At 64.0% G+C, this 21851-nt stretch carries 23 protein-coding genes and 1 tRNA gene; 8 read left to right on the forward strand and 16 right to left on the reverse strand.

Annotated features, from left to right (window positions below; all coding sequences use genetic code 11):
• Positions 1-35: 35 nt before the first annotated feature.
• On the reverse strand, positions 36-824 hold the full coding sequence (locus tag ACT6QG_RS13170; RefSeq protein ID WP_444978026.1) for a class I SAM-dependent methyltransferase: 789 nt from the start codon (positions 822-824) through the stop codon (positions 36-38).
• Positions 825-968: 144 nt separating this feature from the next.
• On the opposite strand from ACT6QG_RS13170, the gene ACT6QG_RS13175 reads away from it, so the two are divergent.
• Complete coding sequence (locus tag ACT6QG_RS13175) at positions 969-2501, forward strand: YifB family Mg chelatase-like AAA ATPase (protein ID WP_444978287.1); 1533 nt, start codon at positions 969-971, stop codon at positions 2499-2501.
• 187 nt (positions 2502-2688) lie between these two features.
• Here ACT6QG_RS13175 and ACT6QG_RS13180 read toward each other — a convergent pair whose 3' ends face one another.
• Entirely contained in the window at positions 2689-3288 is a 600-nt protein-coding gene (locus ACT6QG_RS13180) for a hypothetical protein (protein ID WP_444978027.1), read from the reverse strand.
• Between the two features lie 292 nt (positions 3289-3580).
• On the opposite strand from ACT6QG_RS13180, the gene olsB reads away from it, so the two are divergent.
• Positions 3581-4585: a l-ornithine N(alpha)-acyltransferase gene (gene olsB, locus ACT6QG_RS13185; protein ID WP_444978028.1), complete on the forward strand. Its 1005-nt coding sequence runs from the start codon at positions 3581-3583 to the stop codon at positions 4583-4585.
• Between the two features lie 139 nt (positions 4586-4724).
• On the forward strand, positions 4725-5282 hold the full coding sequence (locus tag ACT6QG_RS13190) for an NADPH-dependent FMN reductase (protein ID WP_444978029.1): 558 nt from the start codon (positions 4725-4727) through the stop codon (positions 5280-5282).
• A gap of 76 nt (positions 5283-5358) precedes the next feature.
• Here ACT6QG_RS13190 and ACT6QG_RS13195 read toward each other — a convergent pair whose 3' ends face one another.
• The 7 genes from ACT6QG_RS13195 to ACT6QG_RS13225 form a co-directional block, all read right to left on the reverse strand.
• Positions 5359-6327 (reverse strand): CHAD domain-containing protein, encoded by a 969-nt coding sequence (locus tag ACT6QG_RS13195; RefSeq protein ID WP_444978030.1) that lies wholly within the window; start codon positions 6325-6327, stop codon positions 5359-5361.
• An 80-nt stretch (positions 6328-6407) separates the two neighbouring features.
• A complete protein-coding gene (locus tag ACT6QG_RS13200; RefSeq protein ID WP_444978031.1) occupies positions 6408-6878 on the reverse strand; it encodes an arsenate-mycothiol transferase ArsC in 471 nt (156 codons plus the stop codon).
• A 99-nt stretch (positions 6879-6977) separates the two neighbouring features.
• Complete coding sequence (locus ACT6QG_RS13205; RefSeq protein WP_444978032.1) at positions 6978-8351, reverse strand: multidrug effflux MFS transporter; 1374 nt, start codon at positions 8349-8351, stop codon at positions 6978-6980.
• 4 nt (positions 8352-8355) lie between these two features.
• Complete coding sequence (locus tag ACT6QG_RS13210; protein WP_444978033.1) at positions 8356-8820, reverse strand: MarR family winged helix-turn-helix transcriptional regulator; 465 nt, start codon at positions 8818-8820, stop codon at positions 8356-8358.
• Positions 8821-8910: 90 nt separating this feature from the next.
• Entirely contained in the window at positions 8911-9651 is a 741-nt protein-coding gene (gene ubiG / locus ACT6QG_RS13215; RefSeq protein WP_444978034.1) for a bifunctional 2-polyprenyl-6-hydroxyphenol methylase/3-demethylubiquinol 3-O-methyltransferase UbiG, read from the reverse strand.
• A 253-nt stretch (positions 9652-9904) separates the two neighbouring features.
• Complete coding sequence (locus ACT6QG_RS13220; RefSeq protein WP_444978035.1) at positions 9905-11053, reverse strand: DegT/DnrJ/EryC1/StrS family aminotransferase; 1149 nt, start codon at positions 11051-11053, stop codon at positions 9905-9907.
• A gap of 114 nt (positions 11054-11167) precedes the next feature.
• A complete protein-coding gene (locus tag ACT6QG_RS13225) occupies positions 11168-12154 on the reverse strand; it encodes a Gfo/Idh/MocA family oxidoreductase (RefSeq protein ID WP_444978036.1) in 987 nt (328 codons plus the stop codon).
• A gap of 312 nt (positions 12155-12466) precedes the next feature.
• Here ACT6QG_RS13225 and panD point away from each other — a divergent pair, with 312 nt between their 5' ends.
• Positions 12467-12916: an aspartate 1-decarboxylase gene (gene panD / locus ACT6QG_RS13230; protein ID WP_444978037.1), complete on the forward strand. Its 450-nt coding sequence runs from the start codon at positions 12467-12469 to the stop codon at positions 12914-12916.
• A gap of 48 nt (positions 12917-12964) precedes the next feature.
• On the opposite strand, the gene truA is transcribed toward panD, so the two are convergent.
• Genes truA through def form a run of 3 tightly spaced genes read right to left on the reverse strand, consistent with a single transcriptional unit; the run spans position 12965 to position 15207 of the window.
• Positions 12965-13702, reverse strand: a complete 738-nt coding sequence (gene truA, locus ACT6QG_RS13235) for a tRNA pseudouridine(38-40) synthase TruA (protein WP_444978038.1) — start codon at positions 13700-13702, stop codon at positions 12965-12967.
• A gap of 23 nt (positions 13703-13725) precedes the next feature.
• A complete protein-coding gene (fmt, locus tag ACT6QG_RS13240; RefSeq protein WP_444978288.1) occupies positions 13726-14655 on the reverse strand; it encodes a methionyl-tRNA formyltransferase in 930 nt (309 codons plus the stop codon).
• 33 nt (positions 14656-14688) lie between these two features.
• Positions 14689-15207 carry a peptide deformylase gene (gene def / locus ACT6QG_RS13245; RefSeq protein WP_444978039.1) on the reverse strand — a complete coding sequence of 173 codons (519 nt, stop codon included), beginning with the start codon at positions 15205-15207 and terminating at the stop codon, positions 14689-14691.
• An 83-nt stretch (positions 15208-15290) separates the two neighbouring features.
• Here def and ACT6QG_RS13250 point away from each other — a divergent pair, with 83 nt between their 5' ends.
• The 3 genes from ACT6QG_RS13250 to ACT6QG_RS13260 all read left to right on the forward strand — a co-directional run bounded on the left by ACT6QG_RS13250 (position 15291) and on the right by ACT6QG_RS13260 (position 17678).
• A complete protein-coding gene (locus ACT6QG_RS13250) occupies positions 15291-16445 on the forward strand; it encodes a DNA recombination protein RmuC (RefSeq protein WP_444978040.1) in 1155 nt (384 codons plus the stop codon).
• A 98-nt stretch (positions 16446-16543) separates the two neighbouring features.
• The gene (mutM, locus tag ACT6QG_RS13255; RefSeq protein WP_444978041.1) at positions 16544-17440 is read left to right on the forward strand and encodes a bifunctional DNA-formamidopyrimidine glycosylase/DNA-(apurinic or apyrimidinic site) lyase; all 897 of its coding nucleotides are present in this window, start codon (positions 16544-16546) and stop codon (positions 17438-17440) included.
• Between the two features lie 151 nt (positions 17441-17591).
• Positions 17592-17678: transfer RNA gene (locus ACT6QG_RS13260), tRNA-Leu, on the forward strand.
• A 71-nt stretch (positions 17679-17749) separates the two neighbouring features.
• On the opposite strand, the gene ACT6QG_RS13265 is transcribed toward ACT6QG_RS13260, so the two are convergent.
• From ACT6QG_RS13265 to ACT6QG_RS13275, 3 genes are read right to left on the reverse strand one after another with little or no spacing between them, the layout of a single operon-like run.
• On the reverse strand, positions 17750-18853 hold the full coding sequence (locus ACT6QG_RS13265) for a tyrosine-type recombinase/integrase (protein WP_444978042.1): 1104 nt from the start codon (positions 18851-18853) through the stop codon (positions 17750-17752).
• Entirely contained in the window at positions 18850-19065 is a 216-nt protein-coding gene (locus ACT6QG_RS13270) for a hypothetical protein (RefSeq protein ID WP_444978043.1), read from the reverse strand. The genes ACT6QG_RS13265 and ACT6QG_RS13270 overlap by 4 nt, the downstream gene beginning before the upstream one ends.
• Positions 19062-19193 carry a hypothetical protein gene (locus ACT6QG_RS13275; protein ID WP_444978044.1) on the reverse strand — a complete coding sequence of 44 codons (132 nt, stop codon included), beginning with the start codon at positions 19191-19193 and terminating at the stop codon, positions 19062-19064. Before ACT6QG_RS13275 ends, ACT6QG_RS13270 begins: the two co-directional genes overlap by 4 nt.
• A 6-nt stretch (positions 19194-19199) precedes the next feature.
• Here ACT6QG_RS13275 and ACT6QG_RS13280 point away from each other — a divergent pair, with 6 nt between their 5' ends.
• Positions 19200-21116 (forward strand): hypothetical protein, encoded by a 1917-nt coding sequence (locus tag ACT6QG_RS13280; protein WP_444978045.1) that lies wholly within the window; start codon positions 19200-19202, stop codon positions 21114-21116.
• 80 nt (positions 21117-21196) lie between these two features.
• Here the strand turns inward: ACT6QG_RS13280 and ACT6QG_RS13285 are convergent, their stop codons facing one another.
• A complete protein-coding gene (locus ACT6QG_RS13285; RefSeq protein ID WP_444978289.1) occupies positions 21197-21766 on the reverse strand; it encodes a recombinase family protein in 570 nt (189 codons plus the stop codon).
• Between the last annotated feature and the right edge of the window lie 85 nt (positions 21767-21851).

Consider the following 21851-nt stretch of genomic DNA (forward strand, 5'->3'; position numbering starts at 1 on the left):
GAAATGTGCGGTTTTTCCGGCCTTTCCGCGCCGGTTCAGGCGGCGCGCAGCACCAGAGTCAGCGTATCAAAGGTAAAGGTTCCATCCGGCTCGATCTCGAAATGGCGGGCCACTTCCGTGCTGGCGATTTTCTGCAATGCGCGGATGGCCTCCACATGCAGTTGCGGGGTGCGGATGCGCGCCACCCATGACGCAAATTCCAGCCGCAGGCGACGGGCCTTTTCCGCCTCCACCCCAAAGCCCGATGCAGTTGCCTGCGCCAGCCATTCGGCGCGGCTGTAATCACGCCCGTGCGAGGGATCGCGCAGCAGTTCCACAGCCTGAAGGAAGGTATCCGCCGCCGCCCATTCCGGGGCCATCACATCGATGAAGATCGCCGTGCCGCCCGGCTTCAGCACACGGCGGGCCTCCCGCAATCCTGCCGCAAGATCCTGCCAGTGGTGCGCGCTATAGCGTGAGACCACCCAATCGAACGCGCCATCCTCAAAGGGCAGCTTTTCCGCCACGCCCTGCCGGGTGGAAATGGCGTGCAGGCCCCGCCGCGCCGCTTCATGCGCAACAGCGCCCAGCATGTCCTGCGACAGGTCAAATGCAACAACCTCACCGGCAAAAGGCGCGAGCGTGAAACTCACATGCCCGCCGCCACAGCCCAGATCCAGCACACGGCCGGGCCGCGCCTGCCGGGCCCGATCGGCCAGATCTTCCAGATCCGCCCCTTGCGCATGCACGGCACTGGCCACATAAGCCTGCGCCTGCGGCCCGAACTGATCCGCGACAAGCTGCTGAAAACTCTCGGAACCGGAAGATGAGGACGGCACGGACACGGGCAGGTTCCTGTCAAGGCTTCAATGCTCCCTCTTTCTAGGCCGCGTGTTTGAGGCGCGCAACTGAAAAAGTTCTCATTCCGTTCTTGCGCCACCACAACCCCGGCGCTAGCTTTGCGGGAGATATGAGATTCGGGGTTGGATGTGATCCAGCGGGTGGCGACGGTTGCTTTTGAAGGGGTCGAGGCGCGCCCCGTGGATGTGCAGGTGCATGTCGCATCCGGCCTGCCGGCCTTTGCCATTGTCGGCCTGCCGGACAAGGCAGTGACAGAGGCAAAGGAAAGGGTGCGCGCGGCACTTTCAGCCTCTGGCCTGGCTTTGCCGGCACGGCGCATCACCATCAATCTGGCCCCTGCCGACCTGCCCAAGGAAGGTTCCCATTATGATCTGCCCATCGCTCTCGGCCTGATGGCCGCCATTGAGGCGATCCCCTCCGAGGCGCTGGCTGGATATACGGTTCTGGGTGAACTGGCGCTGGATGGCACGCTGGCGCCCGTTTCCGGCGCACTGCCGGCCGCCATTGGCGCGAATGCGCGCGGCCATGGCCTCATCTGCCCGCAGGGGTGCGGGGCGGAAGCGGCGTGGGCCAGCCCGGATATGGATATTCTTGCGCCAGCCTCACTGATGGAACTGGCCAACCACCTCACCGGCCGCCAGCCTCTTTCCCGGCCCAGCCCGCGTGTTCAGGCACAGGGAAAGACGCTGCTGGACCTGCGCGACGTGAGGGGGCAGGAAACCGCCAAGCGGGCGCTGGAGGTGGCTGCCGCAGGCGCGCACAATTTGCTTTTCGTCGGGCCGCCCGGCGCGGGCAAATCCATGCTGGCACAGCGCCTGCCCTCCATTCTTCCGCCTCTTGCGCCAGAGGAAATGCTCTCGGTTTCCATGGTTGCCTCGGTCGCGGGGGCGATAGAGGATGGCGCGCTGGTGAGCACCCGCCCATTCCGCGCCCCGCACCATTCCGCCAGCATGGCGGCCATGGTGGGCGGAGGTGCGCGTGCCAGACCCGGAGAGGTGTCTCTCGCCCATCATGGCGTTCTGTTTCTGGATGAGCTGCCCGAATTTTCGCCTCAGGTGCTGGATTCGCTGCGCCAGCCGCTTGAAACCGGAGAGGTCCTGATCGCCCGCGCCAACCACCGCGTCAGCTATCCCGCCCGTTTCCAGCTGGTGGCGGCGATGAACCCTTGCCGGTGCGGACGGGCGGGGGAGCCCGGCTTTACCTGCAAGCGCGGGCCGCGTTGCGCGGATGATTATCAGGCGCGCCTCTCCGGCCCGTTTCTGGACCGGATCGACATGCATTTGTCCGTCCCGGCTGTCAGCGCCGCGGATCTGGTGCTGCCGGCGCCCGCCGAAGGCTCGCAGGAGGTGGCGGCCCGTGTCGCGGCAGCACGCACCCTTCAGGCCGAACGCTATGCCGCGCTCGGGCGGCCGGATATCCGCACCAATGCGGAAGCTTCAGGCCCGCTTCTCGAACGCGTCGCCCAGCCGGATGCAGGCGGAACGGCCCTGCTGCGCGATGCGGCACAGGCCATGCAGCTGACCGCCCGAGGCTATCATCGCGTGCTGAAAGTGGCACGCACACTGGCAGATCTGGCAGGAGCGGAAACCATTTCGCGCCAGCATCTGGCCGAGGCACTCGCTTATCGCGCCAGCGCGGACCGGGCGCGTTCAGCCGCCTGAGACACTATGTGCGGAAATGCAAAAGCCGCCCCATACATGCGGAATGGGACGGCTCTCATGGAATGGCCAGCACATCACCTGCCACAGGCTGGCGGAATGTCTTGCGGGGACGCGGAGACGCACATGCCTTTTCTGGCAAAGCCCATCTTCCCGCAGCCCCGCACGTTTGACAGACCGTGATCCGCCCTCAGGGTGTGGTGAGAGAAATGCCCTCAAGATAGGAGATCTGCGAGAGATCGCCCGGCTCCACCTTCTGCAGGTCTTCCAGCACCTTCTCGTCGAATGCGCGCACGGTGTGCACCTTTCCGCCCAGCCCCTCGAAGGTCACGGTGCCGGCAGCCTTGTCCACACCCACGAAAATGGTGGTCATGGTCACGCTCACCAGCCCATATCCCTCCGGCAGGCCCGGCAATCCCTCATTCACGGCCACCTGCTCGATGATTTCTCCGGGCGTACCCTGATGGGCCTTGCCCAGCGCCGTCACCACCGCCGGCAGAACGCGCACGGTGACATTCTCTCCATTCTTCAGGGCGCTCAGATCCGCAACGCCTGCGGGAATCACCACCGACCAGCGCTTGCCATTGGCCCCTTCAAAAATGGCATGGCGAGTCACCACATCCGCGGAGACGAACTTGGCGGGGTAGCTCAGAACCTCCACCGCGCCGCGGCCCGGAAACTCCACCACATCGGTCTCGGCGGGCGTGACCGCCGGCTGCGCCATCAGCGGGCTTGCCCCCAGAAGGAGGCCGGCAAGTGCGGTGACTGCAAGCGTGCGCGTTTTTCTCATCGGTCTCATTCCCCCAGGCTGAACGACGGTTCCGCACCGCCGCCATACACACTGCGCCTGGCCAGACCACCAGACGCCTGAAATGCGTTTTCGTCCGCTCACCAGCGCGCCCGTCAACCATGATGACACAGGAGCCCTGACGAGGATTGTCACAATGACGTATGAAAACTATGGTGAATGTGACGTTAATGTCCGGTGAAGGGTCGTCGTCTTCACATGTCTGCCGCATGACGCAAAACGTGGCAATGGTCGTTTGTACGGGCGACTGGGGGGTCGTTACATGAAGCGCATCATGAGTCAGCCATCCGCACTGGACCTGCCCGCCCTGATGGGGCGTGGTCTGGATGTCATGCGCGGGACGCTGGCCCGGCAGGATGCCTCTGCGCCGGTTCTGGACAGGAATGTGCCGCCGCGCAATCTGGTGCGGGATCTGCGCGCCTATTCCGGCATTCGCCATCGCGAGGCGCTGCCGCCCCATTATGAGCCTCTGGTGCTGGGCCGTCTTGGCCCGCTGGAAGTGCGGCTGGCGCGCACCGCGCGTGAGGTGAGACAGGCGCAGCGCCTGCGCTATGAAGTCTTCTATGAGGAAATGTCGGCCATCCCGGATGCCGGAACCCGTCTCGCCCGGCGCGATGTGGATGCCTTCGACACCATTTGCGACCACATTCTCGTTCTCGACCATGATGCCGGCAAGGTCGTTCTGGGCCGCCGCAAGCCGAAAGTGGTGGGCACCTATCGCCTGCTGCGGCAGGATGTGGCCGTGCGCCATGGCGGTTTCTACACGCAGAGCGAGTTTGATGTGGACAGCATCATCCGCACCCATCCCGGCCTGCGGTTTCTGGAACTCGGGCGCTCCTGCGTCCTGAAGCCCTATCGCAACAAGCGCACGGTGGAGCTGCTCTGGCACGGGGTGTGGACCTATATCCTGCGCAACAAGATCGACGCCATGTTCGGCTGCGCCAGCCTGGAGGGGACAGACCCGGACGAGCTGGCCCTGCCCCTCTCCTTCCTGCATCACAATGCACTGGCCCCGCAGGAGTGGCGGGCCCGTGCGCTGGAAAGCCGGTATGTGGACATGAACCGCATGCCGAAGGAGGAGATTTCCCTCAAGGCTGCCTTTCAGGCCCTGCCCCCCATGGTCAAGGGCTATCTGCGGCTTGGCGGCTTTGTGGGCGAGGGCGCGGTTGTGGACCACCAGTTCGGCACCACGGATGTGCTGGTCATCCTGCCCGTTTCCGCGCTGAGCGCGCGCTATGTCGAACATTTTGGCCCCTCGGCCAACCGCCACGCCATCTGAACGGCGCACAATCCGGGGCCAAGGCGACGAGCGGCTCCCGATCCGGCGCTGATGCCATGAATGCGCCATCGGACGGGCAGACAGTGCCGCTCCATCTGATTGGACGCTCTGCGGCCAATCACGACCGGAGGGATAGACCATGTCCACCCATGTTGCTGTTATCGTTGGAAGTTTGCGCAAGGGCTCGTTCAGCCGCTCCGTCGCCCTGGAGCTCAGGGCCCTGGCCGCCCCCCGTCTGGATCTGGAGATCATCGAGATCGGCGACCTGCCTCTTTACAATGAGGATCTGGAGACAGACACGCCCCCGGAGGCATGGCAGCGTTTTCGCAAGGCTGTTTCCGGCACACAGGCCGTGCTGTTCGTTACCCCGGAATATAATCGCTCCCTTCCGGCTGTCCTGAAGAATGCGATTGATGTCGGCTCCCGCCCCTATGGCCACAGCGTCTGGAATGAAAAGCCGGCCGCAATCGTCAGCGTTTCTCCCGGGACACTGGGCGGCTTTGGCGCGAACCATCATCTGCGCCAGTCTCTGGTCTTCCTCAACATGCCGCTGATGCAGCAGCCGGAAGCCTATCTCTCCAAGATTGCCGATGCACTGGACGAGAATGGCAGGGTGACGGACGAGCGCACCCGCGATTTCCTGAAAACCGTTGCAGACAAGTTCGCCAACTGGATCGACCGGACCCGCCTGAAATAGGCCGGCGGGGAGATGGAAACATCTCCCCGCCCTCAGGTTCCCGGTATCCAGATGCCGGATTGCGAGAGTGTGCTCCCTAGTCCTCGACCCCGTCAGCGGAAATGACCTTCCAGCTTTTGGCCGTGCGTGGCGCCAGAGGGCGGACCGGCGCATCAAGCTTGCCCAGCTTGCGGGCAAAGTCTTTCGAGGAGCGGTGAAACAGCGCCCTGTGGCGCTTGCGCGCCTCTTTGGAGAGGCGCTTCTGGAGGCGTGTCATCGCCCTGTCCAGCCGGGACAGACATCCATCCCGCAATTCCGCGCTGTTGGCATGCAGCAGCGGGCGCAGGGTTTCAATATCCTGATACGCCCCCAGAACATCCCGCAGGCGCTGGGTGCGGGCGGCGCGCTTCTCGCACTTTCCCTTGAACCAGTCGGCCAGAAAACTCATCTGGTAGCGGTGCGTGACAACCGTCTTGCGCACTTCGTGCATGGCTTCGGGAGAGGAGAAGTCCGCCTTGCGCGCGGCGCGATACCCCCGGCGCAGCCCTTCCACCAGATCGGCCGCATTGGCCTGCGCCACCAGCCGGCTATCCATCGCGGCATGGGTATCCTTCAGAAACTGGAGCAAGACCCGGCGCAGGCTTTCCCCCTCGCGCTCATCCGCCTGATCCTGGCCGATGACAGAGCGTGCGGCCTCAAGATCATCCTCCCGCGCAAGCCCGGCCTGACGCAGCATGTCGAGCGCTTCCAGCGCGGTGGCCCGGTCACGCGCATGGGCCAGCTCCCGCGCCGTTGCCGCCGCTTCCCGGCGGGCCGTGGCTGCAACCCTTCCGGGAATCAGCCGCAACAGGCCGCGATATTCCTTGATGGCCTTGCGCGCGCCATGCACCATTTCGGCCGTTTCGGGCGCGCCGACGGCCTCATCCACCCGTGCAAGGGCCTGTCGCAATGCCTCGGCCAGAGGGCTTGCCGCATCAGCACCGGTTGCGGGAACGGGGGCCGCCACTGCACCCGCCAGAGCCTGCGTGGAGCCGGCCGGAGAGGTTTTCTCCATATCGGAGGACATGCAGCACCCCTTTCATCATCTCGCAGCATTCGGTGTCATGAAACCGCACCCCCGCCTGAAACACAAGCGATACGGTCATTTCATGCCGCAGACCGCACCATGCCCGGCGCTTCCATTTCCATGATGTCCAGCACCACCTGACGCAGGGCAGGCAGAAGATCGCGATAGGCCACCCGCCGGGCATGGGCATCCCCGCGCCGGCCGATATCCTCGAAGATCCGCGCACGCAGGGGCAGCAGATGCAGCCATGGCAGGGCGCCCACCGCATGGTGGACATCCGCCTGCAACGGCACCACCACATCCACCCTCGGCGCCCCGGAAAGGGCGAACAGCTCCACAGGCTTGGAAGAGAGCCCGTCTGTGGGCACGCCCGCTTCCTGCAGGCAGGCCAGGGCGGCCTCATCCACCGGGGCCGTGGGGCCGACAGCCGCGCTGAAGGCCCGCACATGCTTGTGAAGACGGTTGTGAAGGTGAATGGCCAGCGCCTCCGCCATCAGGCTGATGCCGGCATTGTCTCGGCACAGGAACAGGATGGAAGTTTTTCTGATCATCACACGGCAGCCTCTCGAAAGCGGGCGAATCCTCCGCTTCGGTCTGGCGGCACCATAAGGATGCATGCCGACGCTCCGATGACAGTCCAACCCCCTGAATTACCTCTTCTGTTGCAGGGTTCTGGCCTCGATCTCATCACCGGAGGCCCCCACCACGCCGAGCGGATCGACAGCCAGTTCGATATTGGTTGCATCCAGTGCCTCATCATCGGGCACAACCGTCACCGGAGCCGTGCCTGTCCGCGGCCGCAGCAGCACATGCGCGATCACCGACAGCACACCCATGGCGGGGATCAGCGTCATCAGGGCCGCGAGCGGCGAGGGAAACAGCAGCGCCACCAGAGTGCCGCACATGCCCCCGCCAATCTGCAGAAAGCCGGTGAGCGCGGAGGCCGCCCCGGCAATATGGGGAAAGCCCGACAAAGCCGCTGTCGTGCAGCCGGGCATGATCATCGCCACGCCCACCGCCCAGAGCGCAATCGGCCCCATCACCGTCAGCACGGAAGGCGTGAAAACGCGCAGGCCAATGGCAAGCCCCGCCGCGCTGAGCATCACCAGAACCAGGCCCGGGACGATCAGGCTGGTGGCGCTCATGCGGCGGAGCAGGCGGCCCATCACCAGCGTGCCCATGATGAAGGCCCCTGTCTGGACCAGCATGGCCATGCCGAACTCGACCGGGGTGAGCCCCACCGTATCGATCAGCACGAAAGAGAGCAGCGCGGCCAGCGTGTACATGCCCCCGAGAACCGCGCCGATCACCAGCCCCGCCCGCATGAAGACACGGCTGCCCAGCAGCGACCCATAGCTGTGCATGATGCCGGCAGGGCTGACCAGCGCGCGGTTTCGCGTGCGGTTCGTTTCCGGCACGAACCAGATGAGCATCACCACGAGCAGCAGGCCATACAGGCACATGATGACAAAGATGCCATGCCAGTTGGCCAGCTCCAGCACCACCCCGCCCAGTGTGGGGGAAATGGCCGGGGCGATGGCCAGCATGGTGCCCACCAGATTCATGATCCGGGCCGAGGCCTGCCCCACATACTGGTCTCGCACGATGGCGCGGGAAATGGCGATGCCGGCGGCACAGCCGATACCCTGCAACAGGCGGCCGGCAATCAGCACCTCCATGGAGGTGGCCATCACCGTCACCACGCTGCCGGCCAGATAGGCGCCGAAAAAGCCCAGCGCCACAGGCCGCCGCCCGAAAGCATCGGAAAGGGGGCCGCAGACGAGCTGGGAAAATGCGAAGCCGAAGAAGAAGACCGTCAGGGTCGCCTTCACCTGCGTTTCCGTGGTGCCGAATGCCTCCACCAGAGTGGGCATGGCCGGCGTGTACATGGTGAGCGAGACAGGGCCAATGGTCACCAGCGCTGCCGCGATAAGGGCCGTGCGCAACTGGGACATGAGCGGCACGGGTGCGGTTGGGCCACGCACCGCCATGCCCCCCTGCAATGGATCATCCGGTGCCTTCATGGCTTCAGCTCTCCCGTTCGCAGCCTGAAAGGGCAGCATTCATGCGCAACAGGCAGGTGATGAATGTGGCCTGCTCCGCCGGGGCGATATCGCCCAGAACTTCCAGCCGCATCTGGCGTCCTGCCTCAAGAATGCGAGTCACCAGAGGCGGAGCCTTGGCGGTGAGGTGAATGATCTTGGCCCGGCGATCACCCGGATCGACCTGGCGCGAGATGAGATCCTGCGCCTCCAGCCGGTCCAGAAAACCGACCAGCGTCATCGGCTCCACATTCATCTTGATGGCCAGCATGCGCTGGCGCAGACCGGGGTGGCGGTCGACATAGGCAAGGGTGCGCGCCTCCCCGGCCGTGAGGCCAAGGCCGGCGGCCTCGAACGCCTTGTCCATGCGGGCGCGATACAGGCGTGCCACATCCACCAGCAGAAAGCCGATCGGCGTGTCGTTCAGATTGGGTGATGGGTTCTCGAACATTTCAAAGGCAAGATTATTATAAGTCTGCCTTACAAACAAGACACAAAAATGCGAGCCCGCCCCGCAGGCAGACCCGCACCCCGCGCGCCATCAGATGCGACGGGCGACCATGAAATAGTTCACCGCAAGATCATCGGAGAGGCTGAAGCTGCTGGAGAGCGGGTCATACACCATGCCGGTGCGCTCGCTCGCCTCATAGCCGGCAGCGGCAAGGCTGGCCTCCAGCTCTTCCGGCGTGATGAATTTTTCCCAGCTGTGCGTGCCCGGCGGCAGCCAGCGCAGGATATATTCCGCCCCCACAATGGCGAGGGCGAAGCTCTTGGCCGTGCGGTTGAGGGTGGACAGAATGAGCACCCCGCCCTCATCCACAAGCTGGCCCAGCGTGCGGACAAACAGGCCGACATCGGCCACATGCTCCACCACTTCCAGCGCCACCACCGCATTGAAACGCGCGCCGCCCGCCTGCAACTCCTCCGCTGTCACAGGGAGATAGTCCAGATCCAGTCCCTGCCCTTCGGCATGGGCGCTGGCGACCTTGATATTGTTCGGGGCCGGATCGATACCGGTCACGCGGGCGCCCATGCGCGCCATGGGCTCGCTCAGCAGGCCGCCGCCACAGCCCACATCTAGAATGCTGAGCCCCTTGAGCGGGCGCAGGGACCGGGCATCGCGCCCGAAATGGCGTACCAGCGCATCACGCACAAAAGACAGCCGCGCCGGATTCATGGCATGGAGAGGCGCCATCTTGCCCTTCTCATCCCACCATTGCTTGCCCAGGGCATCAAAGCGGGCAACTTCTTCCGGGTCGACAGTGGCGTGGCTCAGCGGCATGGCAGCCTCCTCATTCCGGGCCGGGCATGGGTGCAGCTTCAGGCCGCGCACGGTTCCGGCCCAGCGGGACGATGGGAAAGATGTAGCCTTGCACGCCCCGGCGAACAAGCCGCCTGCATGATGCATCCCCTGCACCCTGCCCCGCAGATGCAGGGCCTGCATGAAAAAGCGGGGGCACTGCCCCCGCCTGATCTTCGGATATGGCCTGTGCGCGGAAGGATGACAGCCCTGCGCGCCCGGTTCTGCCTGCCGGTTACTTGCCCAGCGCCTTGCGCACGGCCGCGATCACCCGGTCCTGCGTCGGCTCGTCCAGATAAGCATGCATCGGCAGGGAGATGACCTGCGCGCACAGTTCCTCCGCCCCCTTCAGGCTGGGCGTGGCGGTGGGGAACTCCGCATAGGCCGGCTGGTGATGCATCGGCTGGCGATAATAGACCGCGGTAGGCACGCCTTCGGCAGCCAGCGCCGTGGCCAGATCATCCCGCACGCCGGCCGGCAGCTTGATGGTATATTGCGCCCAGACGGATGTCGCGCGCGGGTCCACCACCGGCACCTGCGCCACATCGCCCAGCCCTTCATGATAACGCCGGGCGATACGCTCACGCGCGGCGATCTCCTCCTCGAAGATGGCCAGCTTTTCCAGCAGCACCGCCGCCTGAATCGTATCCAGACGCGCTGTCATGCCAATGCGCACATTCTGGTAGCGATCCACGCCCTGCCCATGCTCGCGCAGGCTTTTGAGAATGCCGACCAGTTCCTCGTCATCGGTGAAGATGGCGCCGCCATCGCCATAGCCCCCCAGCGGCTTGGCCGGGAAGAAGGAGGTTGCGGTCGCATCACCGATGGAGCCGGTGCGGCGGTTGTTCCAGGTGCCGCCGAAGCCCTGCGCGGTATCGCACAGCACCTTCAGGCCATGCTTCTCGGCAATCGGCAGAATGGCGTCATAGTCGGCCGGCTGGCCGAACAGGTCCACCGGAATGACGACCTTCGGCTCCAGCCCCTGCGCCCGCGCCGTTTCAATGGCGGCTTCAAGGCTTTCCGGGTCCATGTTGAAGGTATCGGTCTTCACGTCCACGAACACGGGGGTCGCCCCCACCCACGGCACCACCTCTGCGGTGGCGCAGAAGGTGAAGGCCGGGCAGAACACCGCATCACCGGGCTTGACGCCCCATGCCGCGAGAAGCAGAGCCAGCGCATCCGTGCCGCTGGAGCAGCCCAGCGCAAACCGGGAACCGGCAAATTTCGCCAGCTTCTCCTCAAGCTCCAGCACCTGCGGCCCCTGAATGAAGCGGCAGGACTGGAGAACCTCCAGCACCACCTCATCCACCCTCGGCCCCAGACGGGCGCGCTGGGCGGCAAGGTCGATGAAGGGAATGGGTGCGGGCGCGGAAGACGTAGTCATGAGAGGACGATCCTCAAGGGGAAGACAGGGAAATCGACCGGCGCGGCGGCCCCGGCGGGGAACGGACCAAACGCCCGTTCCACACTCATCCGCACCGGAACTGGAACAGACCGCTCAGCCGTTCGCCCGGCTCTGGCGGCTGGCTGCGGCAGCACCATGGCCCGGCAGGCAGGACATGGCGATATCAATGCTGGCCACGCCCTGCTCGCCCGTCACTTCCGGGGTCTGGCCCGAGCGGACGGCGGAGAGGAAGTTCTGCAGCTCGGAGCGCAGCGGCTCGGCATAGGCCACCGGCATGTGGCGGGTGGAATAGGAGCCATCCGGGCGGTAGTCGAAATGCTCGGTCACCTGCCGGGTGATGAGATCACCGATCACATATTTGCGGGCGGTGGCCACATGCACGGTGCGCGCCTTGAAGGGCGTGAGCCAGTTGGTATTGATGTGCGCCAGCACGCCGGAAGCGGTGCGGAACTGGAGCAGGGCAATGTCCTCACGCTCGGCAATGGCGGCGGAGGTCTGCGGCTGCACTTCCACGATATCGGAATCGGTCAGCCAGCGGATCAGGTCGATGTCATGCACCGCAAGGTCGATCACCACGCCCACATTGGACATGCGGGGCGGGAAAGGCCCCACGCGGGTGATGGCCACAGACAGGAGCTGCTCGCCCTTGATGGCCTCCTTCACCGCGCGCACAGCCGGATTGAAGCGCTCCACATGGCCAACCATGAGGGTGACGCCCCGGGCCTTGGCGGCGGCGACAATCTCGCGCCCCTCATCCGCCGTGGAGGCGATGGGCTTTTCCACCAGAACCGAGCTGCCGGCGGCAATCACATCCAGCGCAACGGAATGGTGCAGATGGGTGGGCGCGGCCACGACGACCGCATCCAGCCCCAGTGCCAGCAGGGCATGGTGGTCCGGCACCGCATCACAGCCCAGAAACTGGGCGACCCGCTCAGCCTGTGCGTGGTCCGGGTCCGCCACGGCCACCAGTTCCGCCTCGGGCAGCGCGGAGAGCACGCGCGCATGATTGGAACCCATGATGCCGACACCGATGACACCAACGCGAAGGGGGCGCGCCTCTGGCGCAGCCGGGTGAGCCATCTCAACCCTCATGTCTTTGATATTCGGAGCGTGCTCTAGCACGAGAATCAAGGAAGAAGCGAGACGCACACGGCACAGGCGGCCCTGTTCACGTTCAAGATTTACATCTCGATGTTACCAAGCCTGCATATTTAATGGTCTGCCGCCCTGCCGGAGCCGCATAATCCTTGCCCCTCACGGCCCATGCGGATTAAGGATGCCCCCGCATGATCCGCGCCCAGCGCAACGGGCCGGCCGGGGGCCCAACCAGCCCCCTCACAGTGAAAACCGCTGATATCTCCGAACATTCAGGCGGAAAGGGACAGAACGCCTATGCGCAAGATCGTGGCCGGAAAGCTCCATGGCATCACCGTCACCGGAGCGGACCTGAACTATCATGGCTCCATTACCCTCGACCCGGACCATTGCGAGGAGGCAGGCATTCTGCCCATGGAGTTTGTGGAAATCTGGAATCGCAATTCCGGCGCGCGCATCTCCACCTATGTCATTCTGGGGGAGCGTGGCTCGCGGTGCTGCGTGCTGAACGGGGCCGCCGCCCGCACCTGCCAGAAGGGCGATCAGGTCATCATCTGCAATTCGGTCTATGTGGCGGAGGACGAGATTGCCTCCATCCGTCCGAAGGTGCTGACCTTTGACCCGGAAAACCGGGTGACCGGCCGCCTCTCCTATGCGGTGGAGCGCGATGCGCTGGGGCGCTACAGTTTCGCCATTCATGACGAGGCCGGACAGGCCCAGCCCATTCCCCTGAAAAGCAAGGGCTGAAGGCCCGGACCATGGCCGGGCGGGAGGCCGCCCGGCAGTGCACCCACCTCAGTAATCCACCTGCGTGAGATACAGCCCGCAGGATGGCGCCATGGGGCCACATCTGGCACGGTCCGCAGCCTTGAGCGCGGCTTCCAGATCATCCGCGCTCCAGCGCCCCTCCCCCACCCGCATCAGCGAGCCGACCATCGAGCGCACCTGATGGTGGAGGAAGGAGCGCGCCGAGGTGACGATGCGGATTTCATCCCCCACCCGGCTCACATCCAGCTGGTCGAGCGTCTTGAGGGGGGACGCGGCCTGGCAGTCCGCCGAGCGGAAGGTGGTGAAATCATGCTTGCCCAGCAGGCGGCGCGCCGCCACCCCCATGGCCCCGGCGTCCAGCCTTTGCGGCACCCGCCAGGCCCTGTCGCGCTCCAGAGCCAGATCCGGGCGGCGGTTGATGATGCGATAGAGATAATGGCGCTTGCGGGCCGAGAAGCGCGCCTCGAATGTGTCCGGCACCTTCTCCACATGCAGAACGGCAACCCGATGCGGACGCAGCTGGGCGGTCATCGCATCGCGCACCGTATCCGCCCGCCAGTCCTTTTCCAGATCCACATGCGCCACCTGTCCCGTGGCATGCACGCCTGTATCCGTGCGGCCGGCCCCCGCCACATGCACGCCTTGCCCGCAGAAACGCCGGAAGGCCTCTGTCAGCACGCCCTGCACGGTTGGCAGCTCGGCCTGCATCTGCCAGCCATAAAAGGCAGTGCCATCATATTCGATCGTCAGCTTGTAGCGCGGCATGGAGCCAGACCGATCCGCAGCTCTCAGCCGAGCCGCGTGCCGGCCGGCACCGGATTGCCCCGCAGGAATGTTTCCGCCGCCATGGGCTGCTTGCCGGCCATCTGCAGTTCCAGCAGACGCACCGCCCCATCGCCGCAGGCAATGGTGAGTGCATCATCCAGCGCCTCACCCGGGGTGCCCGAGCCCTCGGCGCGGGTGGAGCGCAACACTTTCACCCGCGTCTCCTGCGGGCCGAAGGGGAACCAGGCACCGGGGAAAGGCGCCAGCCCGCGGATGCGGTTGTGCACCTCCTGCGCCGGACGGGACCAGTCGATCCGCGCCTCGGCCTTGTCGATCTTGGCGGCGTAGGCCACGCCCTCTTCCGGCTGGGGCGTCAGCGCCAGCCCGCCGCGTTCGAGCGCGCCCAGGGCACGCACCATCAGGTCCGCACCCAGCACCATCATGCGGTCATGCAGCTCGCCGGCGGTCATGTCGGCTGTAATGGAGATGCGCTCCACAAGGCCAACCGGCCCGGTATCCAGCCCCTCCTCCATACGCATCACCGCCACGCCCGTTTCCGCATCCCCGGCCATGATGGCCCGCTGGATGGGCGCCGCACCGCGCCAGCGCGGCAGCAGGGAGCCATGCAGATTGAGGCATCCGCGCCGGGGGGCCTGCAGAATGGCGGGCGGCAGGATCATGCCATAGGCCACCACGACAGCGGCATCCGCATCATGGGCGCGGAACTCTTCAGCGGCTTCTTCCGTGCGCAATGTGCGCGGGGTGAGAACCGGAATGCCGAAACGCTCGGCCACCTGATGCACGGGTGAGTTCACCAGCTCCAGCCCGCGCCTTCCGGCAGGCGCGGGCGCGCGGGTATAGACCGCCACAACCTCATGCCCCTGCCCGACAATCTCGGTGAGGGTCGGCACCGCGAAATCCGGCGTGCCCATGAAAACGATACGCATGAAAATGCCCCGCGCGAAAAGGATGAAAAGACGCCGCCCTCAGGCCGCGCCCTCGCGACGGGCCATCTTGGTGAACTTCTTCACCACCCGGTCACGCTTCAGCTTCGAGATATGATCAATGAAGAGCACACCGTTGAGATGGTCGATCTCATGCTGCACGCAGGTGGCGAACAGGCCGTCCGCCTCCACCTCGCGCACCGCGCCTTCCAGATCGGTGAAACGCAAGGCGACCCGTGCCGGCCGCTCCACCTCCTCGTAGAATTCGGGGATGGAGAGACAGCCCTCATTGTAGAAGGAGGTTTCCTGCGATGTGGACAGGATCTCCGGATTGATCAGCGCAATCGGGTTCTTCTCTTCCCCCTCCCGCGCAAGATCAATGGTGATGACCCGCTTCTGCACGCCCACCTGTATGGCCGCAAGGCCGATGCCCGGCGCGTCATACATGGTGTCGAACATATCCTCCACCAGCTTGCGGGTTTCGGAATCAAGACTGGCCACGGGCTCGGAAATGGTCCGCAGCTTCGTATCGGGGATGATGAGAATGGGTCGGGTGCTCATGATGCGCAGATTTAGGTGAAGCCGCGGCCGCGGTCAATGTGTTCGCACTTTGTTCGCGCAAACGAATCGTGCAAACAGGGCATATGTCAGATGTGCTCTTCAATCTTGGTGAATACCCCGTCTCCCCGGGCATGGCCGCGGCACTGGCGGGGCTGGTCATGCTCGCCCTGCTGTGCCTCATCCTGTGGCGGCAGGGCCGCATGCGGGAGATGGCCGCCATGGAACTGGCCCTGCGCACGCAGGAGGCGGACCAGCGCCTGCGCGATCTGGCCCGCATCCAGCACGAAACGGCCGGCCGCGTGCAGAGCATGGCGGAAGTGCTGTCCCAGCGGCAGAGCGAACTGGCGCGCGTGGTGGCCGAGCGGCTGGACCATACCTCCCACCGCCTGAACCAGAGCATGGCCAATGCCTCCAGCTCCACCCATGAAAGCCTGACCCGCATCGCCGAACGGCTGATGATGGTGGAAGCCGCCGAGCGCAGCCTTTCCGACCTTTCCGCACAGGTTCTGAGCCTGCGCGAAACCCTCTCCAACAAGCAGGCGCGCGGGGCCTTCGGGCAGGCGCGCATGGAAGCCATCATCGCCGACGGGCTGCCCAAGGGCTCCTATGCCTTTCAGCACACGCTCTCCAACGGCAAGCGGCCGGATTGCGCCATCTTCCTGCCCGGGGACCCCCGCCCCCTCATCATCGATGCGAAATTCCCGCTGGAATCAGTGACCCAGTTCCGCGAGGCGCGCACGGCAGAGGCCCGAAAGGCCGCGGCAGCCCGCCTGCGCACGGACCTGATGAAGCATGTGAATGATGTCGCCACACGCTATCTTCTGGCCGGGGAAACACAGGACATCGCCCTCATCTTCGTGCCCTCCGAATCCGTCTATGCGGATATTCAGGAGCATATGGACGCCGTGGTGCAGGCGGCCTTCCGCGCGCGGGTCATCCTGGTCTCCCCCAGCCTGATGATGCTGGCGGTGCAACTCGTTCAGGCCATCGCGCGCGATGCCCGCATGCGCGAGGAGGCAGACCGCATCCGCACCGAGGTGGGGGCGCTGATCGAGGATGTCGCGCGCCTGCGGGAAAGGGTGAACGATCTGGGCCGCCATTTCAGCCAGGCGGGCGATGATCTGGCCAAGCTCACCATTTCGGCGGACAAGATTTCCCGGCGCGGGGCGCGGCTCCAGCAGCTGGAGTTTGGCGAAGCGCCTGAGCAGACACATTCCGGCAACAGTCAGGAGGCATAAGGCCATCTTGCGCGGTGCTGCAGCCATCCTAAATTCAGCATGTCCGCGCATTTCATTCCGGGCGCGACCCGCCCGGGAAAAACCGAAGATCCTGCACCATGCCCGAACTGCCAGAGGTGGAAACCGTCCGCCGCGGCCTCATGCCTGCCCTTCAGGGCGCCGTGATTGAAAGCGCCGAAGCACGCCGCCCGGACCTGCGCTGGCCCTTGCCGGAAAATTTCTCCGAGCGGCTGGCGGGGCGACGCATAGAAGCGCTGGGGCGAAGGGCCAAATATCTGCTGGCGGACCTGAGCGACGGCGAGGTGATGATCATTCATCTCGGCATGTCCGGTTCCATCCGCGTGGAAGGCGCGCCGGGCAGCGCGGCGCAATCCGTCCTGCGGCCGGGGGTGTTTCACCATCCGCGCGGGGAAAGCCTGCCGCACGACCATGTGGTGTTCCACCTTTCCAATGGCGCAACCGTCACCTTCAATGATCCGCGCCGCTTCGGCGCCATCCTGCTCGTGCCCTATGACCGGCTTGATTCCATGCCGATGCTCCAGAATCTGGGGCCGGAACCGCTGGGCAACAGTTTTCATGCCGAATATCTGGCCCGCGCCTGCGCCAACCGCACCACGCCGCTGAAAACCGCGCTGCTGGACCAGAAGCTGGTTGCCGGGCTTGGCAATATCTATGTGTGCGAGGCCCTGCACCGGGCCGGCCTTTCCCCCCGCCGTGCAGCGGGCACACTGGCCACGAAGACAGGCGAGCCCACCCGGCGGGCCGAGCTGCTGGTGACCTCCATCCGCGATGTGCTGCGCGATGCGATTCTGGCGGGCGGCTCCTCCCTGCGGGACCACAGGCAGGTGAATGGCCAGCTCGGCTATTTCCAGCACGCCTTCCGCGTCTATGACCGCGCCAATGCTCCCTGCCCCACACCGGGCTGCAAGGGCACCGTGCAGCGCATTGTCCAGGGCGGCCGCTCCACCTTTTTCTGCTCCAGCTGCCAGCGCTAGAAGCCCAGTGTTTCCAGCGGGAAAGCGGCTCCGGGCTGGATCCGCGCAGGAGTTATACACAGCCGCGACAGCATTTGTGCGGAGGCGATTGACAAGGGCAGGGTCACCCCCTAAAAGTCGCCTTCTCGACGCGATCCTAGAGATCGCCGGGGCCCAGGTGGCGGAATTGGTAGACGCGCTGGCTTCAGGTGCCAGTGGCTTAACGGCCGTGGAGGTTCGAGTCCTCTCCTGGGCACCACTTCTTCTTAAAGAAGTGGAAATAGCCTTTCCAAACAAGTGCTTAGATTTTTATAATGTCTCACTTCTGCGTTAAGCGCAAGATGGTGGGACGGTTAAAGGTCTTGCTCTTTTGTCCCGCGCTCTCATCGCGAGTCTCTTTTGGTTCGCTGATTTGGTGTAGCGATCTATCTCCTTCGACGTCCGATGGCCGGTGAAGGCCATGATCTGGCGGTCAGTCGCATCATTTTCCGCCATTTTTGCTGAAAAGAATTTCCGCAACCCATGTGATGAAAGCCCCACCAGTCCGGCTTGCTCGCACCAATCATGAAACTTGTTGCCGAAAGCCTTAACCGAAGCAAATGGGCGACCATAGGCGTTTACAAGAAACGTCTTGCGGTCATCTGGCAAGCTTTTAATGATGCGCATCATTTCATCACTAACCGGCAGCATCAACTCGACTGGCTTGATCTTACGATTTTTCCACTGCGTAAAGTGAAGCACTTGGCCGCGGATCATTCCAGGTCCAAGTCTGTGAATGTCTGATATACGCTGGCCAAACTCACAGAATAGCAGCAGCGCAAGCCGTGCCATAGTTCCATCTGCATGATGGGCTGCAAACTGATCGACAGCCTCTTGCGACCAAGCAGGAATGCCATCCGCTCGCACTGGAGCGAAGTAAGGCACATCCCGCGCCGGGTTCGTATCCATCAGATTGTACGATATCGCGAACGCAAACAGCCTCCTCAATGCCTTTATCATTGAATTGGCAGCACCTGGTGTTGCTAGTTTTTGATCACGCATAACGAGAAGGTGGTATGGCTTAAGTGATTTATATGGCAGCTCGCGATAGGTTACTCCCGAGGGCAAGCGCTCTTGACATAAACGTTCAAGAATAGAGCGACGCGTCTTTTGTGTCCCCTCATCCAGCGACCTAAAATCTCCGCATGTGAAATATTTTACGCAGAGCGCATGCAAAGTTCCCTCAGCCGGAGGCTGCCTGGCTAAATCATCTGCCTTAGGTGGCTGAATTCCAGACAGACCATCGCGATAGGCGGCCCAGAATGCATCTGTGCCATATTCTTCCCGGATGCGGATTTTGAGCTTGCCGGGCCTGCGCACATACCAACGTAGGTTCCCATGGCGATCCCGATCGCTGCTGAGAAACGGTGGCCTAGAACGGCTTGGACGTATCATTTATTCAGTTCATCCCAAGGGTTTTGCGACTCAACTTTTTCTAGAATCGATGATTGCGATGAACTTTCACCATCATCACCCTCAATCTCAAGGTGTCCATCAGGATGCCAGGTCAATCGCGCCCGGCTGAAACCCGCCCGCTTTACAGCCTTCAGCAAGCGCTGTGCCTGCTGGACCTCCGTCTGGCACGAAGTCGTAACACGCTCGGTCACCTGATTTTCTCCGCTTTCAGGGCAAGCAAATGCGCCAATGCAATTTCCAATCGCGCCTGGTTTTCAAAATCAGCTGAGGCCGAAGTTTGCATTTGTTCGGCGGCGATGACGCGCGCAAAATCAACCATGACCCCGTGCCGCGACTGGCCTGCCATCGCCGCCGCCCCAGGCTCGCTACTGCGATCACCCGCGAGGATGCCGCACAGGCCACAGCCGCCGCCTATGTGCGCGACATTGACCTTGGGCAAGGGCAGATCATTCTCACCCAGACAAATGCCGAGGTGCTGCGCCTCAATGCCCTGGTGCGCAGCCTGCGCCAGGCGCGCGGCGAGCTGCAAGGCGAGGCTAGCTTCCGCACCTCCGCAGGCGTGAAAACCTTTGCAGCCGGTGACAGGATCCTGTTCCGCCAGAATGACAGCATTCTGGGCGTGATGAACGGCACCCTTGGCACCGTGCTGAAAGCCGAAAAAGGCCGGCTGAAGGTGCGGCTGGACGGCGAGGCGGCGCGCACCATTGTTGTGGACGCGCAGACCTATGAGGACATCAGCCACGGCTATGCGGTGACGGTTCACAAGAGCCAGGGCATCAGCGTGGATCGCTCCTATGTGCTGGCGACCAAGGGCGTGGACCGGGCGCTGGCCTATGTCATGACGACCCGCCACAAGCAGGCCATGCAGATGTTCGGGGCGGCAGAGGACTTCATGGACCGCCGCGCCGGGCGCTTGCTGGCCCATGGCCGCGCACCCTTCGAGAACCGGCCCAAGGCGCGCGAGAGCTATTTTGTGACGCTGGAAAACCCGCGCACGGGCGCGCAGACCACCATATGGGGTGTGGACCTTGAACGGGCTATCGGTGAGGCCAATCCCGCGCTGGGCGACAGCATCCGGCTTGACCATTGCGGCTCACAGTCCGTGCGCCTGCCTGATGGCGGTACCGCCAAACGCCACACATGGGCCGTCAGAAACGGGCCGGACCTCGCCCTTGACGGGCTGATCCAGCGTTTCTCGCGCATCCGCAAAAAGGACAACGCCCTGGACTTCGCCCAGCGGCGCGGCATCGACAAACCCTCCCCGGAGATCATCATGGAACAGCAGACGACCCCAGACCTTGCAGCCGCACCTGTGCAGGAGCGGCGCGCCCGCCTTCTCCCCGATTATGTGCAGCCCGCCAGACAGGACGATGCCCTTGCGGGCCGTCACGCCCGCGCGCTCGAAGCCATCTATGGCGAGGATACGGAACTGGTCGAAAGCCTCTCCCTCGCCGGGCAGGTAGATCCGCGAGATCTGGCCGGCATGAGCGTGGGGGCGGCCGAGGATGCGCTTGCGCGCGTCAACCGTGCCGAGCAGATCCGCGAACTCGCGGACGCCATCGAACTGGATGCAGAATATGGTGGCGGGGCTGACGATCTGGACCGGCAGGCCTACGACCTCCTGCGGGCCACACATGCAGCAGACCGGGCTGGGCTGGAAGCCTTGCGGCAGATCGAGCAGAACCGGGCACAGCGGCAGGAACAGCAGCGCCAGTCCGTCCAGGAGATCGAGGGCGTACCGACCGCCCCGGTCCGGCATATGCCGGATGACGTAGAGAGCTGGAAGGCCCAGCGCTACCAGGAACACCTTGCGCGCGGGCTGGGTGACATTGCCAGTCTTGCCCAGGCTTCCGGCGCGCTACGCGATCCGCAGGCCTTCGCGAAGGCTCTGGAACAGGAGGCAGGGACGCGCGAGGGAGCGCGTGCTTTCGGCCAAAAGATCCGCGCAGTGGCGTTGGGCGAGGCCGAGGGCAAGGACGCCCTGGCGCTAGTCGGTCGGAAAAACTGGCTGGGCAAGGAAGACCCGCAGCGCCTGGCGGCGCGCGAAGGGCTGGTCGAGATCGCGAATGAACTGTCAGACGTTCACAGCCGCACTGAACGGCGGGTCGGTGCCGATCTCGCGGATCTGAGGGCTGCCGATGCGCGGGCAGAAGCGGAGCGCCGTGCGCCCGAGATGGAAGCGGCGATTGAGCAGGATCGGGCGCGCCAGGTAGAGCGCGGGCGGGAAGGGCTGGGTCGGTGAGAAAAACAATAAGGGCCGCTTGCGCGGCCCTTATTATTAAACTTGGCGGAACCAATCGCTGAGACCGCCTGGGGGATCTGTCAAAAATGAACGCGCAAAATTGTCTGCCGGCTGGTCTTATACTTTCGGGCGATGCTTGAAACGCTCGCCCCACTTGCCAATTCCTCACGGACAGCTTGCTTCTGGGTCTCGTTCAGCGTTGAGGGCCGGCCCAGGGTTTTCCCTTCGGCCTTGGCCCGCTGAAGTCCGGATTGGGTTCGTTCAATCAGAAGATCACGCTCGAACTGAGCGACGGCATTCAGCACGTTCATGGTCATGGTGCCGGCCGAGCTGGTGAGGTCTGCCCCGCCCAGCGCCAGGCAATAGACCTTCACACCCAATCCGGCCAAGGTGCGCACAGTAGAGCTCACGTCCATGGCATCCCGCCCCAGCCGGTCGAGCTTGGTCACAATCAGGATGTCTCCTGCCTCCAGCCTGTCCAGAAGGCGGGAGAAGCCGGGGCGGCGTGAAATAGAGGTGCTTCCGGAGATTGTCTCAGAGACGATGCGGCGCGGTTCGACCTGGAAGCCTGCGGCCTTGATCTCCTGAAGCTGGTTCTCTGTGGTCTGCCCGGTCGTGGAGACCCGGACATAAGCGAAGGTGCGCGGCATGGTTCCGAACTGTCCGTAAATGCTGCTCACAATATAGCGCCCATCCGAAAGCAGGTCACGCTATTTTACGGACAGCTTATTCAGC

It is taken from the genome of Haloleucobacter ellipsoideus (assembly GCF_052491725.1).

What these genes read in the sequence shown, in the direction of transcription:
- ACT6QG_RS13190 (WP_444978029.1), top strand. Translation starts at nt 4,725, where the DNA reads ATGTCCACCCATGTTGCTGTTATCGTTGGAAGTTTGCGCAAGGGCTCG.
- ACT6QG_RS13220 (WP_444978035.1), bottom strand. Translation starts at nt 11,053, where the DNA reads ATGACTACGTCTTCCGCGCCCGCACCCATTCCCTTCATCGACCTTGCC.
- olsB (WP_444978028.1), top strand. Translation starts at nt 3,581, where the DNA reads ATGAGTCAGCCATCCGCACTGGACCTGCCCGCCCTGATGGGGCGTGGT.
- ACT6QG_RS13210 (WP_444978033.1), bottom strand. Translation starts at nt 8,820, where the DNA reads ATGTTCGAGAACCCATCACCCAATCTGAACGACACGCCGATCGGCTTT.
- ACT6QG_RS13225 (WP_444978036.1), bottom strand. Translation starts at nt 12,154, where the DNA reads ATGGCTCACCCGGCTGCGCCAGAGGCGCGCCCCCTTCGCGTTGGTGTC.
- panD (WP_444978037.1), top strand. Translation starts at nt 12,467, where the DNA reads ATGCGCAAGATCGTGGCCGGAAAGCTCCATGGCATCACCGTCACCGGA.
- ACT6QG_RS13195 (WP_444978030.1), bottom strand. Translation starts at nt 6,327, where the DNA reads ATGTCCTCCGATATGGAGAAAACCTCTCCGGCCGGCTCCACGCAGGCT.
- ACT6QG_RS13265 (WP_444978042.1), bottom strand. Translation starts at nt 18,853, where the DNA reads ATGATACGTCCAAGCCGTTCTAGGCCACCGTTTCTCAGCAGCGATCGG.
- ACT6QG_RS13250 (WP_444978040.1), top strand. Translation starts at nt 15,291, where the DNA reads ATGTCAGATGTGCTCTTCAATCTTGGTGAATACCCCGTCTCCCCGGGC.
- ACT6QG_RS13285 (WP_444978289.1), bottom strand. Translation starts at nt 21,766, where the DNA reads ATGCCGCGCACCTTCGCTTATGTCCGGGTCTCCACGACCGGGCAGACC.
- ubiG (WP_444978034.1), bottom strand. Translation starts at nt 9,651, where the DNA reads ATGCCGCTGAGCCACGCCACTGTCGACCCGGAAGAAGTTGCCCGCTTT.
- def (WP_444978039.1), bottom strand. Translation starts at nt 15,207, where the DNA reads ATGAGCACCCGACCCATTCTCATCATCCCCGATACGAAGCTGCGGACC.
- ACT6QG_RS13200 (WP_444978031.1), bottom strand. Translation starts at nt 6,878, where the DNA reads ATGATCAGAAAAACTTCCATCCTGTTCCTGTGCCGAGACAATGCCGGC.
- ACT6QG_RS13180 (WP_444978027.1), bottom strand. Translation starts at nt 3,288, where the DNA reads ATGAGAAAAACGCGCACGCTTGCAGTCACCGCACTTGCCGGCCTCCTT.
- truA (WP_444978038.1), bottom strand. Translation starts at nt 13,702, where the DNA reads ATGCCGCGCTACAAGCTGACGATCGAATATGATGGCACTGCCTTTTAT.
- mutM (WP_444978041.1), top strand. Translation starts at nt 16,544, where the DNA reads ATGCCCGAACTGCCAGAGGTGGAAACCGTCCGCCGCGGCCTCATGCCT.
- ACT6QG_RS13275 (WP_444978044.1), bottom strand. Translation starts at nt 19,193, where the DNA reads ATGGTTGATTTTGCGCGCGTCATCGCCGCCGAACAAATGCAAACTTCG.
- ACT6QG_RS13205 (WP_444978032.1), bottom strand. Translation starts at nt 8,351, where the DNA reads ATGAAGGCACCGGATGATCCATTGCAGGGGGGCATGGCGGTGCGTGGC.